General features: G+C 53.7%; 12 protein-coding genes. 8 read left to right on the forward strand and 4 right to left on the reverse strand.

Features of this window, described 5'->3' with window-relative positions; genetic code table 11:
* Positions 1-59: 59 nt before the first annotated feature.
* The 3 genes from bamA to F5984_RS08115 all read left to right on the forward strand — a co-directional run bounded on the left by bamA (position 60) and on the right by F5984_RS08115 (position 4,169).
* Entirely contained in the window at positions 60-2,603 is a 2,544-nt protein-coding gene (gene bamA / locus F5984_RS08105) for an outer membrane protein assembly factor BamA (protein ID WP_246168880.1), read from the forward strand.
* A gap of 305 nt (positions 2,604-2,908) precedes the next feature.
* On the forward strand, positions 2,909-3,502 hold the full coding sequence (locus F5984_RS08110; RefSeq protein ID WP_152123732.1) for an OmpH family outer membrane protein: 594 nt from the start codon (positions 2,909-2,911) through the stop codon (positions 3,500-3,502).
* Between the two features lie 19 nt (positions 3,503-3,521).
* Positions 3,522-4,169 (forward strand): OmpH family outer membrane protein, encoded by a 648-nt coding sequence (locus F5984_RS08115; RefSeq protein ID WP_152123733.1) that lies wholly within the window; start codon positions 3,522-3,524, stop codon positions 4,167-4,169.
* Positions 4,170-4,237: 68 nt separating this feature from the next.
* Here the strand turns inward: F5984_RS08115 and F5984_RS08120 are convergent, their stop codons facing one another.
* Positions 4,238-5,428, reverse strand: a complete 1,191-nt coding sequence (locus F5984_RS08120; protein WP_152123892.1) for a Gfo/Idh/MocA family protein — start codon at positions 5,426-5,428, stop codon at positions 4,238-4,240.
* Between the two features lie 58 nt (positions 5,429-5,486).
* Here F5984_RS08120 and pnuC point away from each other — a divergent pair, with 58 nt between their 5' ends.
* Both pnuC and F5984_RS08130 read left to right on the forward strand, forming a co-directional pair.
* Positions 5,487-6,185: a nicotinamide riboside transporter PnuC gene (pnuC, locus tag F5984_RS08125; protein WP_152123734.1), complete on the forward strand. Its 699-nt coding sequence runs from the start codon at positions 5,487-5,489 to the stop codon at positions 6,183-6,185.
* 145 nt (positions 6,186-6,330) lie between these two features.
* Positions 6,331-6,639, forward strand: a complete 309-nt coding sequence (locus F5984_RS08130) for an isoamylase early set domain-containing protein (protein ID WP_019989019.1) — start codon at positions 6,331-6,333, stop codon at positions 6,637-6,639.
* Between the two features lie 82 nt (positions 6,640-6,721).
* On the opposite strand, the gene F5984_RS08135 is transcribed toward F5984_RS08130, so the two are convergent.
* Both F5984_RS08135 and F5984_RS08140 read right to left on the reverse strand, forming a co-directional pair.
* Entirely contained in the window at positions 6,722-7,651 is a 930-nt protein-coding gene (locus tag F5984_RS08135) for a hydroxypyruvate isomerase family protein (protein WP_152123735.1), read from the reverse strand.
* Between the two features lie 12 nt (positions 7,652-7,663).
* Positions 7,664-10,765, reverse strand: coding sequence for a PVC-type heme-binding CxxCH protein (locus F5984_RS08140; protein WP_152123736.1), 3,102 nt, complete (start codon positions 10,763-10,765; stop codon positions 7,664-7,666).
* A gap of 277 nt (positions 10,766-11,042) precedes the next feature.
* Here F5984_RS08140 and F5984_RS08145 point away from each other — a divergent pair, with 277 nt between their 5' ends.
* Positions 11,043-11,765, forward strand: a complete 723-nt coding sequence (locus F5984_RS08145; protein ID WP_152123737.1) for a head GIN domain-containing protein — start codon at positions 11,043-11,045, stop codon at positions 11,763-11,765.
* 57 nt (positions 11,766-11,822) lie between these two features.
* Here the strand turns inward: F5984_RS08145 and F5984_RS08150 are convergent, their stop codons facing one another.
* Positions 11,823-13,505, reverse strand: a complete 1,683-nt coding sequence (locus F5984_RS08150; RefSeq protein ID WP_152123738.1) for a hypothetical protein — start codon at positions 13,503-13,505, stop codon at positions 11,823-11,825.
* A gap of 262 nt (positions 13,506-13,767) precedes the next feature.
* Here F5984_RS08150 and F5984_RS08155 point away from each other — a divergent pair, with 262 nt between their 5' ends.
* Positions 13,768-15,198 (forward strand): MBOAT family O-acyltransferase, encoded by a 1,431-nt coding sequence (locus tag F5984_RS08155; RefSeq protein ID WP_152123739.1) that lies wholly within the window; start codon positions 13,768-13,770, stop codon positions 15,196-15,198.
* Positions 15,198-16,082 carry a hypothetical protein gene (locus tag F5984_RS08160; RefSeq protein WP_152123740.1) on the forward strand — a complete coding sequence of 295 codons (885 nt, stop codon included), beginning with the start codon at positions 15,198-15,200 and terminating at the stop codon, positions 16,080-16,082. Before F5984_RS08155 ends, F5984_RS08160 begins: the two co-directional genes overlap by 1 nt.
* Positions 16,083-16,112: the final 30 nt, after the last annotated feature.

The following is a 16,112-nucleotide window of genomic DNA, read 5'->3' on the forward strand; positions in this document are numbered from 1 at the left end:
CTATAAACATTCAGTAAGTGAAACACAGTCTAAGTACCGCTTTGGGGGCCATCGCTCTGATGGTCGGGTTGTTTCCCGCTTCGGTTTCGGCGCAGGTGCGCATCGGTGCAGGTATACCCACCGCTCCTCCGGCTACTCCGGTCTCTGACCTGAACAACTACGCCGACCCGAAGGAGTACGAGATTGGCGGGCTCACCGTAACCGGTACCCGCTACCTGGACCCCAACTCGCTGGTATCGCTTACCGGTTTGAAGATTGGTGATAAGGTTCGAATTCCCGGCGAAGCGCTTGGCTCCTCCATTCGGAAGCTGATGGAATCGGGCCTGCTCGACGATGTGGAGCTATTTGCCACCAACGTGACTGACTCTAAAATCTTTCTGTCGTTTCAGGTAAAAGACCGCCCCCGTCTGATGAAAGTCAACTTTGCGGGTGTCCGCAAAGGCGAGCAGGAGTCGCTTAAAGACAAAGTGAAGCTGAACCTCGGCCGGGTTATTACTCCCACAGTGACCAAAAACACCCAACTGGCTGTTCGGAAGTTTTTTGTTGATAAGGGCTACCTAAATACCAAGGTTAAAACGACCGTGATCCCCGACAGCGCGCGCAACAACGCGACCATGCGGGTGACCGTCGACAAGGGTGAGAAAGTAAAAATCCGGCACATTGCCCTCAACGGCCGCAAGGAAGTTGAAGAGAGCAAAGTGCGGCTGAAAATGAAGGGGACTAAAGAAATGCGCTTTGGCCGGTTGTTTACCCCCTCGAAGTTTGTGCCCAAAAAGTACGAAGAAGACAAGCAAAAGCTCATTGAATACTACAATAAGCTTGGCTACCGGGATGCAGCTGTTGAGTCGGACTCAATTATCAATAATGGGGGTAACACCATTGATCTGGTTCTGAACCTCAACGAAGGACAACGGTACTACGTGCGCAACGTTTCGTTTGAAGGCAACTACCTGTACACGGCCGATCGGCTCCGCGAGGTACTCGGCGTGAACAAAGGAGATATTTACAATACCGAAGACCTTGAGAAAAAGCTCAACGGCACTCCGGGACAGGACCTGAGCTCGCTGTACATGGACGATGGCTACCTGTACTTCAGCGCAACACCGGTTGAAAAAGCTATTGAGGGGGATTCGATTGATCTGGAAATCCGGGTATTTGAAGGCAAGCAAGCCACCATCAACCGGGTAATTCTGAACGGAAATACCAAAACGAGCGACCACGTAGTGATGCGGCAGATTCGGACACTGCCCGGCCAGAAGTTCTCAAAAACGCAGCTGATCCGTACGCAGCGCGAACTGGCTACGCTCGGCTACTTCGATCCCGAGAAAATCGGCATTAACCCACAACCGCAAAACGACGGTACGGTTGATATTGAGTACACCGTTGAAGAAAAGCCCTCGGACCAGATCGAACTATCGGGTGGCTGGGGTGGCTTTATCGGCTTCGTAGGTACGCTGGGTCTGACGTTCAACAACTTCTCGGCCCGCAACATCACGAACATGAACGCCTGGCGGCCTCTGCCCGCGGGCGACGGTCAGCGGCTTTCGATTCGTTTCCAAGCCAATGGTCGGCAGTTTCAGACCTACTCGCTCTCGTTTGTAGAACCCTGGCTGGGTGGCCGCAAGCCCAACGCCCTGTCGGTGAGCATTAGCAGTACGGTATTCCGTCAGTTTAATCAGGTGGACCTGTTTTCACGCGGCACCCGCAACGCTACCGCCATCGGCGATTACAAAAACGTGGCCGTAACGGTGGGTCTGGGTCGGCAATTAAAGCGGCCTGATGACTTTTTCTCGCTGAGCCACTCGCTTACCTATCAGCGCTACGACCTGAATAACATTGCCCTGTTTGGCAACGGCTATAACAACGGTCTGTCGAACAACTTTACGTTCAACACAACCCTATCGCGCAACAGCATCGACAACCCACAGTTTCCCCGGTCGGGTTCGTCGTTCTCACTGAGCGGTTCGTTTACCCCGCCTTACTCGGTTTTCCGTCCGAAAGATTACAAACCACCGGTTGAAGACCGGTTCAAGTGGGTAGAGTACCACAAATGGATGTTCGATGCCACCTGGTATCAGACCGTGGTTGGTAAGCTGGTGTTGAGCGCCCGCGCGCACATGGGCTTCCTGGGCAGGTATAACAGCCGTACCGAAATCGGGCCGTTCGAGCGGTTCGTATTGGGTGGCTCAGGTCTGGCAGGTCAGGGCGTATTTGCACTGGCACAAGACATCGTTGGTCTGCGGGGTTACCCCGACCGGCAGGTGTACACGGCCGACAACAACCGGATTGCCGGTACCGGCGTGACAAGTCAGGGCGGGGTTGTGTACAACAAGTTTGTGAGCGAACTCCGGTACCCCGTTTCACTGAACCCCTCGGCCACCATTTTTGTACTGGGCTTCCTGGAGGGCGGCAACAACTGGGGCAGCTACAAGCAGTTCAACCCATTCGATCTGAAGCGTTCGGCGGGGGTTGGTGCCCGTATCTTTATGCCGGCTTTTGGTTTGATTGGTATTGACTACGGCTGGGGCTTCGACCCGATCCCGGGCGTTCAGAAAGCCAACACCGGTCAGTTTCACTTTACCATCGGTCAGCAGTTCCGTTAATTCAGCGGGTCATGTGCAGGAAGCAAGCGTATAGCCGGGCGTTAGCCGGTATTATTTACCCCCTTCCTGTACATGATTCACGCCGTTCGAACGTTTTATACGAGAATGGTCGGCGAGCCGGATGGACATGGTTTTGTGGTTGAAATTAAACCATCCGGCCGCCCGACTGTCCAACCCGGCAAACAGGTAGCCCTCTACCCAACTCGCTCAACACCCACTCAACGAAGCGCTCTGACTCGCTATCTTTCAAACTGAAAATCAACTTGTTAAATAGACCAACACCGTTAAAAACCGATAAATAGCGCATGAGAAAAGGACTCTTTTTGTTATTATTGTGTTCTCTTTTCGGTGCTTCGACGGCTTCGGCTCAGAAATTTGGCTACGTAGATACGGAGTTTATCTTCAGCAAGATGCCCGAATACCAGAAAGCCCTGACCGAAATTGACAAGTTTGCCGATAAGTGGTCGAAGGAAATTCTGGACAAGAACGCTGAGATTGAGAAGCTACAGCGCGCTTATCAGGCCGAAGAGATTCTGCTCACCGACGACATGAAGCGCGAACGGCAGCGTGTCATCAGCGACAAAGAACGGGAAGCCCGTGATTACAACAACAAGATTTTCGGGCACGAAGGCCTGTTGTTTCAGAAGAAAAAGGAGCTGATCAAGGTTCCGATGGAACGGGTTAATCGCGCTCTGGAGAAGGTAGCTATTCAGAAAAAACTTGACTTCCTGTTCGACAAAGCGAGTGACTTTGTCATGTTGTACACGAACCCCAAACACGACTACACCGATTACGTGATGGAAGAAATGGGGCTCGATACCGATAGTAAACCTAAAAACAATACAGCCGCCCCAAACCCGGCTGTTCCCGCAACGCAATCAACCGCAAAACCTAAATAAATTACAAACAAACAGTCCAATGAAGAAAAACATTGTCATGGCGTTCGTAGCCGCTCTCTTGTTTGGTGGTATCAGCGCTCAGGCACAAGCCCAGGCCTCTACGCCGGTAACTACAGCCACTGCTGCAGGCCCGTTGAAGCTGGGGTATACAAGCATGGATTACCTTTTGTCGCAGGTACCTGAAGCAAAAGACATCCAGAACCAGTTGACCATCCAGCGTACGCAACTCGAAAACGAAGCCAAGCGGCTCGAGAAGGAGTTTCAGGACAAACTGCAGGCTTACGAAAAAGGAGCCGCTCAGATGTCGGAAGTAATCCGGGCCGACCGTGAGAAAGAGTTGCAGGGTCTGCAAACCCGCTACCAGGAGTTTCAGCGCAACGCTGAGTCGCAGTTGCAGAACAAGTATCAGCAACTGGTGAACCCCGTACTCCAGAAGATCCAGAAGAACGTAGACGCCGTAGCGAAAGAGAATGGCTACAGCTATGTTTTCAACCTCGATGCGGGTGCAGGTACGGCGGTTATTTTGCTGGTAGCGCCTGAAGAGCACAACATCACCGACATCGTGCTGAAGAAAATGGGCGTAACGCCGGCTCCGGCAACCCCGGCTAAAGCAGGTACAGGTGCGGCTACTCCTCCGGCTAACACCCCGGCTCCAAAGAAGAACTAAGTTAAGTAGATACGTACACGAAGCCCCGACCAGATGCTGGTCGGGGCTTCGTGCGTTTAGGCGGTTGGTTATACGTCGCGCTCTACAATTTTACCGCTCGCTTTCTCTTTCAAGATTACCTTGTGCCGCCCGTCGTGGGTCACTTCTTCTTTAATCAGATAATGGTCGGCATCGTATTCAGTCAGGGTTTGCTGCTGGGTGAGGCCCTCTTTGCCACGCCATACAGGTAGTTGCACCTGCTCCCACTGCTTGGTTTCGGCCGAGCGATAGGCCGCGTCCAGAATAGCGTTGACCACATAGCCATCGTAAAACGTTTCGGCTGGCTCGCGGCCCGCTTCTACCGCCCCGAACATATCGGCAAACATGTGATTGTACCCCAGGTCATTCACTTCGTCGCCGACCGGAAACAGCCACCCTGCGGTCGACTCGGCTTTTTCGGCCACGTAATCTGAGGCTTTACCGGTGGTAAACATTTCGAAGCCCGTTCGTAGAAAATTATTGATCCAGATGGTGCCCTCGGTACCCATCACCTCATCACGCAGGTCCATACCGCCCCTGAACGTCCAGCTCACTTCAAACTGCCCGATAGCCCCGTTTTCATATTTCACCAGCGCAATGGCGTGATCTTCGGCATCAATCGGTTTTACCTGCGTAGCGGCCCAGCACATTACCTCAACGGGGCGCACATCTTTGCCAATGAAGTTGCGGGCAATCTCAACGCAATGGCAACCAAGGTCGAGCATACAACCCCCACCGGCCTGCTCTTTATCCCAGAACCAGTCGGAGTGCGGGCCGGGGTGAGTCTCGCGCGACTTAGCCCACAGGATACGGCCCAAGGATCCATTTTTGACGGTTTCGAGGGCTTTCAGAAACTTGGGCGAGTAACACAAATCTTCGAGGTACCCCCCGAAAATACCGGCCTCCTCTACTAGCTGCATCATGTGCAGCGCTTCGGCGGCCGTGCGGCCGAGGGGCTTGGTACAGATTACGTTTTTCTTGTGTTTGGCGCACAACTCAACAGCGGGCGCGTGCAGATTATTGGGGAGGGCAATGCACACCATGTTCACATCGGGGTGGGCAATCACTTCCTCCATGTTCGTCGACCAAAACGAACAGCCATAATCATCGGCAAATTTGCGGGCCGTTTCTTCCCGACGGGCGTAGATAGCCACCACCTGATCGCGGCTGCGTTGGCCGTGCAGTGAGTCGGCGTAGAAGCGGCCTATAAAGCCGCCCCCCAACATGGCAATTTTTTGCATCATGGTTTATGTAATTTGCACCCATAAAAGGCTTACCTCCGTCTGGTTCTTACGTTTCATGCCCAATATTTTCGACATCAGCAGTATTTTCTTCACCATTTGGGGGTATCCAATGAGCTACCTCGAATTTTTTGGGGTTGTAACCGGAGGGGTTGCCGTTTGGCTATCGACCCAGGGAAACGTCTGGAGCTGGCCCGTTGGAGCGGTGAGCGTAGTGCTGTTTTTCTTTCTTTTTTACCAGATTCAGCTTTACCCCGACATGTTTTTGCAGGTGTTTTTCCTGGTGACCAACTTACAAGGTTGGTGGCGCTGGACCCACCCTAAACCCGACGAAGCGATTCAGGAAGGAACAAAACACGTTGGCGAGCTCAAAATAAGCCGCACACCCACCCGGCAACTGGTCATCTGGTCGTCGGCGGGGTTACTGGCCACGGGCCTACTGGGCACGTTTGCCAACAACCTGCACACCTTATTCCCCGTACTCTTCAGCCAACCGAGTGCCTTTCCGTATATCGACTCGTTTACGACCACCATGAGCGTTGTAGCTACTTTTCTGATGATTCAGAAACGGGTGGAGTGTTGGTACGTATGGCTCGTGGTCGACATTGTACTCACGTATATCTACTACGTGAAAGATGTAAAACTGGTAGCGGCCGAGTATCTGGTTTTTTGCTTCGTGGCCTTACAGGGTGCCTGGCTCTGGACCCGTGAGTACCAGTCTTACAGGCAGTTAGAAAACAGCCCGCGTGGAGCATGAGATAAGGATACCAGTTTGATAGAATTTATAAATTAACAAAAAACTATTTGTATAATTAAAAGAATATATGTCTCTAACGAGCTAATAATTAGGTTATTAGTTTAGGAGGTATATAATTTTGCGCCGAACCAAACAACCGATTCGTATGGCATTGGCCAAACAATTTCTCAAGAGTAAGCCTGTAGCTAAAGTAACGTTTGAACTGCCCGCGGAGGCTGTCAACGGCGCTAAAGTTGTGTCTCTGGTGGGTGATTTCAATGACTGGGACGTAGCTGCCCAACCTCTCAAGAAGCAGAAGGATGGTTCTTACAAAACAACCGTTGAATTGCCCGTAGGAAAAGAGTACCAGTATCGTTTTGTGATTGATGGCGAAAAGTGGGAGAACGACTGGGCCGCCGATAAGTATGTGGCAAGCGGTGTTTCGACCGATGATAACTCTGTGGTAGTTCTGTAAAAAGACAAGAAAAAGGAAAAGGGAGAAAGGAGAAGGCACCCAGCCTGTTTCCTTTCTCCCTTTTCCTTTCTCCCGGTTCCCGTTATACCGTAAAACTATCCGATTCAATGTAGGCCTGAATCAGGGCTTGTTCTCCTTCTTTGCCGGGCCGGGCGTTGCCGTGTTCCATACCCCAGATAAACTCCTTGTTTTCGGCTTTGGCTTTCTGGTACACGTGCTTGAAAATATTCTTGTAATTAATCTCGCCCGTGGTTGGCTCCTTGCGGCCGGGGTTGTCGCCAATCTGGAAATACGCAATCTCGTTCCAGGCCCAGTTGATGTGCGGAATAATGTGCCCTTCGTTTTTCTGCATGTGGTACACATCAAACAGAATTTTGCAGGCCGAGCTATTGACGCCCCGGCAGATCTCGTACGTCTGATCGGAGGTACGCAGAAATAAGTTGGGCGTATCGCTCAGGGGCTCCAATACCATCACAAGTCCGTGCGGCTCCAGGATTTCGGCACCCCGACGCAGGGCATCAATTACGTTGCCCGTCTGAATACCAATCGGCAGATTGCGCTCAAAATCGCCCGGCACTACGGTCATGTACTTGGCGTTGCACCGCTTGGCAACCTCTACGGCCCGGCGGCAGCCGTTCAGGAAAATATCGATGTACTCTTTTTTACCAGCCGCCAGCGAGTTTTGCGAGTTACCGCCCTTATCGACCACAAACACGCCCATTTTCATACCCAGGCGGTTTAGCTCGTTGCCGATTTTCTCCTGTAGCTCCACGGGGCGGCCCATCATGCCGTTGTCTTCCAACGCCGTAAAACCCTGATCGGCCATGAATTTAAGCTGATCAATGGGGTCTTTGCCCGCGCTGTTCTCAAACATCCCGAAGTGCGGGGCGTAGTGAAGTTTGAATTTATTCTTGGTTGGATTGGCGGCCATTGCAGCTCCCGACAGCGTAGCGCCTGTGGCGGCCGAAGCCGTGGCCAGAGCAGCCGATTTGATAAAATTGCGACGAATCATTCAGGTAAGGGTTTATTTCTTTTTCAAACTCGCCAGGTACTCGACCAAGTCGACGAGCTCCTGTGTACTCATGTTATCCTGTAATCCCGACGGCATCATCGACGAATCCATTTTCTTCATCGACGTCACGTCGGCCATTTTGTAGTTCTGCACCACTCCACCGGGGAATTTCAGTTGCAGGTCGGTTTCGGTTTTGCTCGATACTACCCCCGAAGCCGTGCTGCCGTCTTTAAACTTCACCTCGTACCCTTCGTAACCGAAGCTGATGCCCGCGTCGGGGTGTAGAATAGCCAGGTACTGCCCTTCTTTCGGCAGTTTGCTACCAATTTCAGAAAGTTTAGGGCCAAAGTCCATACCCTCGCCATTGACCTGATGGCAAATAGAACAGTTAGTCTTGAACACCGTCAGGCCATTGGCCGAATTTCCTTTCATGGCCAGCAACTCAGGCATAGGCGGCAGTTTTTTGGTTGCGGCTGCTGTGCCACCGTCCAGATAGCTGGCGGCTTCCTGCCGAATGCTCTTGCGCCACGCTCCCGACACACCCTGCACGGCCGCAGCTTTCAGGTCGCCTTTCAGCTCACCCGATTTCAGCATCGCCACTACCATCTCCTCGCCATCCCAGCTCCCGCCAATGGCACGGGTAGCATCGCGCCGGAGACCCATAGGCCGCTTTTCGTCGAGGGCAACTGTTTTCAAAATGGCCAGTGAAGGTTTGCTGCCCACCCAACGCAGAGCTGTCAGCATCCGCGATGCCGACTCGGTATCTGCCCCGTCGATGGTTTCCCAAACCATCGGCTCACCGCCCTGCTTCATCAGCTGACGGGTGGCATCGCGGGCAATAGCATCAGTGTATTTATCAAGAATAAGCTTACGCAGACGGGTATTTTCTGACTTGGGCTCGTACCGTTGCACCAGCTCCATGTACTCCTTGCTGCCGTACGTTTCGTCCATCAGCTTTTGTAGAGCCGCTAGGGCCGGTTGGCTCGATTGCACAAAGGCAGGGTCAAGGTGGCGCAGGGCCAACTTGGTGATGTCGGCCGAGTTGGCATTGGTTTGCAGAATCCCGAGCAGGGCCGTCGATTTTTCGGTAGCACCGGGGTTGAAATCAAACGCCCGGAAATAGCGGAGCCGTTGTTTCAGATCAACACTATTGTCGCCAGCGAGCTTAGCCAGCAAGGGCACGGCCTCTTTCGTACGCGACCGCCACACAATGTCGCGGCCACCCGCATTAGCGAGCGGGTCGTTGTTCATTTGCTTGACGTACGCGGCATAAAACGAATCCCATTGGCCGTGTGCGCCAATGCCCAGAGCCTCCAGATACCAGCGGTCGTTACCATCGTGCCGACTCGCCAGTTTCGCCCACAAGCCCGGTGCCTCAGGCGACTTATTCAGGTGCAACGCCAGTGCGCACTCCCGGCGTACCTGCGGGTCGGCATCGTTGACCAACTGCCGGACAGCGGCAATAGCCTGATCGGCACCGAGTTGCCGGGCGGCACGCAGAGCCGTCATGCGGAAGTTCGCATCGGGGCTCTTCAGACCTTCGTTCACGTATTTTACCCCTTTGCCATCCGGCAGTTTGGTGAGCAGCCAAAGGGCGCGGGCTTTCATCCGTGGGTCAGGGGCCGACTTGTAAAAGGCCGCCAGGGCTTTTTCGGCTTTGGTACCTTCGCTATGAAGTTTGTTCCAGGCCTGATACCGGATGTTCATGTTCGGGTTCTGCAAAGCCTCCAACGCACCCGTTGTAGTGCTTAAATCAACTTTGGGTAGTTTGTAGGGCGTTTGGGGCGGAGCTACCCGGTAAATGCGGCCCCGCTGCTGATCGCCTGCCTGATGCCCACCCACGCCGGGGTCGTACCAATCGGCAATAATGAGTGAGCCATCGGGGGCCACACACACATCGGCCGGCCGGAACCACTGATCGCGGGCCCCTTCGAGCAGGTTCAGGATTGAGGCTTTGTATCCTGCTCCGTTGTTCTGCACAGGGTAAGCCCGGACCACATTGGGGCCAGCATCGCAGTGAATCACCTGATTACGGAACGGTTCGGGCAGCAACTTGCCTTCGTACACGATAATACCCGTGGGTGAGCCGGCCCCTGTTTGCAGGAGGTTCGGGATGGAGCCGGGGTCGTTCTGATGCCAGTGGCGGATCGGAATTTCGGGCTCAATGTTGGTTCGGTTGGCCTGCCAGCCGGCACCGGTCAGCTCATCGGTATAGCCGTAATTGCCGTATTCCATCACGTAATTGATCCGAACGCCCTTATTGCCATCGTCGTCGTTATCCGATTGCCAAAGCGTACCGTACGAGTCGGGAGCGATTTCGTAGTTATTGCGGAAATTATGCCCAAGCACCTCCACATTTTTGCCGTTGGGGTCGCAGCGGAACGCCATACCCTGCCGGAAATTGGAATGATGAATGGGTAAGCCGGTCACTTTATCGATTACGGGCTTCCCGTCTTTATCGAGCAGTTTGCTACCCGAGTTTCCGAAGTTGAAATACCACTTTCCGTCGGGGCCAAACACAAACGTGTGCATACCGTGGTCGTGTTGCTCGCCCTCGATACCCTGAAACAGAATCTCTTTTTTATCGGCTTTATCGTCGCCGTTTTCGTCGGTCAGAACCCAGACGTACGGACTTTGTGACACAATCACCTTGTTACCCTGCGCCCAGATACCGAGCGGAGCATTGAGCGAGGGGTCCTGATAAAACACCTTGCTGACATCGGCTTTTCCATCGCCGTTCTGATCTTCCAGAATCACAATCCGGTCGCCCTCGGTATGAGTTGGGTTGCCGTTGATACCGGGCCGATAGTTGTACGCTTCGCACACCCACACCCGCCCTTTGGCATCCACGTCGATATTGGTCGGATTAGTGAGCATAGGCTCGGCCGCAAACAGCGTAGCTTCCAGCCCCGGTGCGATGTTCAGGCTACCAACGGCGTACTTGGGGTCGTGTTTGTCGTCGTCAGACAGGGAAGCAAACAGATTGGTCAGGTACGGTCGGGAGGCCTGCCCCAGATTGGTGTTTTGGTAAGCACCGACCAAGGCTCCGGTAGCGAGCAAACCTGCCGCCGAAAACGCGAGTGCGCGGTAGCGAAGAGAGATGAAACGATTCATGAGCAGTCGAATCAGGGATACGTGAAGAGTAGTGCCAGGCCCTAAAGCCCCTTTTCGGGCCCCGGTTGTTCTACCGCTATAGAAACGATTTAGAGCCCCGGCTCTACCTACCGTTTAGAGTAAGAATTTCATCATCTGCCGTTTAAGGCAACTTTAACAGGCGAATGACGCCGGTCTCTTCCAAACAAACGCGTGGGAAAACTTTCTTTTCCACCGGCTCGTAGGGGTACCGACCCGGTGAGTTGTCATGGATTCGATTGCTATAAACACAAAGACAATGAAACGCCTTTTTCTGTATGTACTTGCTCTGGGGCTTTTTGCACCCCTATTTACCAGTTGTATTATCGACCTCGGCCCCAATGGTGCGCTGGGTGACTACGACGAAGAAACCACCTCATTTACCCTGAGCGACTTCGACCGGCTGAATATGGGTAGTGCGTTTATCATCAATGTAACGCAGGGCTCCACATTCTCGATTACGGCCCGTGGCGACGATGACGACCTCGACGACCTGGAGGTTTATACCCGTAGTGGCACCCTGTATGCCCGTTACCGGAACAATCGGCTCCGGCGTCACCAAACCCGCTTTACCATCACGATGCCCACCTTGCGCGAGGTGGTATTTATGGGAGCCAGCAAATCAGACGTATCGGGCTTCCGGGGGCTGAATACCCTTGACATCGATCTGTCGGGGGCATCGAAAGGAAATTTTAGTGTCCAGGCCGACCGGCTCAATGTGAACCTCTCGGGTGCATCGAAAGCCCAGTTTTCGGGGAATGGCAACAGCCTGCGGGCCGATGTGTCGGGCGCGTCGGAGCTGGAATCGTTCAATTACTCGTTTGCTAATGCCGTGCTCGACGTATCGGGGGCGAGTCATGTTTACGTCACAGCAACCAACTCGCTCGACGTAACAGCCAGCGGAGCCAGCAAAGTACGTTACCGGGGCAACCCAACGCTTCAGCAGCGGGTAACGGGTGCCAGTAAAGTAGAGCGCGACTAATAAAAAAGGGGTACATCATAGCGTTGATGTACCCCTTTTTTATTAGTCGCGCTCTACTTAAAACACAATCTCGTAGCTCACACCCCCCTTTACAGGCAACCGGAGTTCCTGCTTGCCATTGATTGTGCTTAGCTGGGGCTTAAGTTTGGGGTCAATACGAATATAGTAAGCCCGGTCATTTACGGCGTAGAGGCCTTTTTCCACTTCCTCGATTCGGCTACCAGACGCCAGGCGGCACACAACCGGGTTTTGGGCTGCCCCCGACAGGGTAAGCGTGCGAGTGAGGCCGTCGGCACTGGGGCGCACGGCATCGGTCACGGTAGCTCCGCCCAAACCGTACTCAATGGTGGGCATTCCCTGTTTGTCGATCACCGTGCCCCGGTACTGCAAAATGGTTTCGCTCACGCTATCAGGCCAGGCTGCCTGCGAGTCGCTCAGGGGCATAAGAGCCGTTTGAGGGGCCAACAGCACGTTGACGCCCATCGGCTTGAGCAGTTGGGGTTCCCCACGCTCGTACCACATCTCGGTCACATCGGCAAACGGGCCTTTCCAGACCTGTAACAGAGCCATCTGGTTCAGGTCGAGCGTAAAATGCTTACCCGCCGGGGTTCCGACCGACAGGCTGTGGGTACGCTTGATTTTTTCGCCGGGCAACTGCACAAATGACCGAATTAGCTCCGGGCGGCCGTTGGGCTGTATGGCGATAGTGCCGATCGGATCAGGCTCAGGCAACGATACAAGCGTGTGCAGTGCCTGCGGACGGGTATCGGGCAGTGAGATAAACAAACCCAAACCGGGGCGCTGCCAGGCGCGGGCGTACAGCACCTCGATTTCGTGCGTACCAGCCGAGAGCGGCACTTGGGCCGTTACGTAAGCGCCTAAGTCTTTGTAGTCGGCTTTAGCCACTTCCTTTCCATCAATGCGTAGGTCGGCACGACCGCCATAATCCAGATCAAATTGGTACGTAGCCGCTTCGGGTATGTTTAGCTTACCCTGAAACAACATGGTAAACCCGCGCGGCTTGGTGCCATACGACGATTCGTAGCTGATAGCCGAAGTCGTATCTTTTTTCAACACCTTGAGTTTTTGCAGATTGACCCGATCAATGGTTTCGCCATCGTACACGGCGTAGGTAAGTGGCCCCGCCCATTGGGCTATTTTCCGGTTGGCCAAAGCTCTGTAGCCAATGTTACGCAGAGCCACGGTTCCGTTGGTTACGGTAAGCAACAGCGGCCCTTTTGTGTTAGAGCGGGCCAGGGTCTGCCCCTCCCGAACGGTAACGCCATTGATAGCCAGCAGGTCGATAGCGGCCGGACGGGTATTGGTTGCCGCCCGATAACGAAGGCTCATCGTTTGCCACAAACCCGGCATCTTGCTCAGTTGGGGCTCTACCAGCGGTATAGTCTGCCCCGAAGGCAGGGTGAGTTGCGCGGTCGCGCCAGCCGACAAGAGTAATTCGGTTTGCAGGGCAAAATCAGTCGGGTTGGCTACCAAGGTCAGCGCATCACCCGCTTTACCAACCAGCAAGGTTGTCCCCGCACTGGTTTTTATAGTTGTTTCACTCGGTGAAGCCATGACTCCCCCCGCTCGCTGCCAATTAGCAGGCAGAGCCAGTTTGTCGGTAGGAAGACCGGGCAGGCCACCCGAAGCCGTTTGTGCACGCCCGGTCGACGAGAGGAGGAGACCGGTTAGCAGAACGGGTAACCCGCAGCGAAATACCGGATGAGTCTTAGTCAGCATATCAGGATAAACGAGAATCCGTATTTTGTTTGGATAAAAGTACGGGTTTGTCTTTTTCTCACGGTATCGCTCCGATATTTCCGCTTATCTCCGACAGTATTAACCCGGGTGGTATTGGCCTCGGATGGGCTGTTTTGTCAGCCATATATGGTCAAAAGTAGATGTAGTTGCATAGAAACTTGTTTGAGATGATGTATCTTTGATACACTCGACGGCAACCTCTTTCCTTGTTCGAAACAAGTTTTTATCGACACTTCCTCACATGCTGTTCAACAGCTTTCCTTTTGTACTATTGGTATTGGTCACATTTGGCCTTTACTACACCCCGGCTCTCCGGCGCTGGCAGGTACCGCTGCTCAGCATTGCCAGTTTGGTCTTTTACGCGTATAATCAGCTTAACCTTCTGTGGTTGTTGCTCTTATCGGTCAGCATCAACATCGTGGCCAGTTATCTGGTCGTTTACGGAAATCCAAAAAACAGAAAATTCCATGCCACCTGGGGCGTAGTGGCCAACCTGCTTATCCTGTGTTTTTTCAAGTATGGCCCTCTTCTGGGGCGCACGTTTCTGCCGGCCGATGGGTCGGTGGGGGCCTGGCTGGTGAGCCTGCCGCTTCCTATTGGTATCTCGTTTTTTACGTTTCAGGGCATTAGTCTGGTAGTCGATACGTACCGGAACCGCGACGTTCAGGCCTACCGTTCGCTAATTGCCCGAAACCTGGCCAAGCACACCCAAACGGTGTTTTTCTTCAAGGCTTTCTTCCCCCAACTGGTGTCGGGCCCGATTGTGAAGGCCCACGATTTTCTGCCGCAGATTTCGGCCAAGTTTTACCGCGACATTCGGTGGGAATATTGCTTCCGAACGCTAGTGCTGGGGTACTTCCTGAAAATGGTCGTGGCCGACAACCTAAAGGACCACACCCTGATGATTACCTACCCGTACTTCGAAAACCTGTCGTCGTTTACCCTACTGGTCTTGCTGTTTGGGTACTCTATGCAAATTTTCGCTGACTTTGCCGGGTATTCGCTCATTGCGCTTGGGTTGGCGGCTTTGTTTGGTTACCAGTTTCCAATCAACTTCAACTTCCCGTACATCGCCAGCTCGTTTTCCGACTTCTGGCGTCGCTGGCACATTTCGCTGTCGAGCTTTTTGCGGGAGTATCTCTACATTCCGCTGGGTGGCAACCGCAAAGGGCCGTTCCGTACGTACGTCAACCTGATGCTCACCATGATTTTGGGTGGGCTTTGGCACGGGGCGGCCTGGAGTTACGCCGTTTGGGGCTTTGCCCACGGGCTGGCCCTGGCCGTGGAGCGGCTTCTGAGCGATTACGGCCTGTTGCGGGTCAAATCGTCGGCGGGTGTTTTGCTCAAATCTATCCTGGTATTTACGTACGTTACGGCCGCCTGGCTGCTGTTCAAGCTACCGGAGTTTCACCATGCCCTCGCCTACGTAAAAGCCATAGCTACTAATCTGAACAAACCCCACGATTCGCTGTCGATCAGCTTTATTGCCCTGTACTCGGTGCCGGTGGTAGGGTATCATTTGTTTGAGCTGGCCCGGCAACTACGCACGCCGGAACTGGGGCCAACAGCCCCCTTGTTGCCCCGGTTGCATACGGCTTTGTACAGCCTGATGCTGTTTCTGATTATTACCAATAGCGGTTCTGGCGGAGAGTTTATTTATTTTCAGTTCTGATGATTAAGCGCGTTTTATTGAGCACGCTGGCGTTGCTGCTGGTCTATAGCTGGTTTATCCGCCAATACGGGGCCGACATCAGCCGTACGGGCCAAACCACCGAACAACGTAACATGGTGAAGGCCGAGGAGTTTCTGTTTGAAGCCAGTGCCCGCTACGACACCCTCATCGTGGGGTCGTCGATGAGCGACCGGCTCAATACGGATAGCCTGTCGGCAGATTACTATAACCTCTCGCTGGCAGGTATGTCGGCGCAAGACGGCCTGCAATTGATCGAAATGAGTGGTCGCCTGCCGCACGTGCTGTTTGTTGAAACCAATACCCTCACCCGCAACGAGCCATCTCCGCTCATGGAGTCACTCAGCGACCCTACCTGGCTTTGGTTAAAGCGGCACCTGCCTTTCACACGGCAGAAATTCCAACCCGCCGGGGTATTCAAAGCCATGCTGCGCGACTGGTCGCACGGGAAAGGGCAACCTGTGGTCCCCGAAACGGCTATGTACGTCGACACAAATTTTCTAAACAAGGCCGTGGCCGACCGAATTCAGGCCGTTATTCCGCCCCCCGACTCGGTACTGCATACCTCGCTCGGCAAGGTCCGCAACCGGCTGGAGCAATGGCGCCGGCAAGGCGTTCGGGTTGTCTTTTTTGAAATACCAATGGACCCTCGCCTGCAAGCCATGCCGATTCAGGGCAAGGTGCGGCAGCTGGTTCGGCAGTACTTCCCAAGCCCCGATTATGCGCATCTGGCGCTGCCAATGGATGTGTACCAAACCACCGATGGGGTTCACCTCACGTATGGCGAAGCCAATCGGTTTACGGGGCATGTTCGGCAACAGATTCAGGACTACATAGGCGGCCCCTATCTGGTCAAAAAAGAATAGCCAACAACCGGCTTTATCTGTTTATCCACC

The sequence above is a fragment of the Rudanella paleaurantiibacter genome, from assembly GCF_009184635.1.
Taxonomy (GTDB): Bacteria; Bacteroidota; Bacteroidia; order Cytophagales; family Spirosomataceae; genus Rudanella; species Rudanella paleaurantiibacter.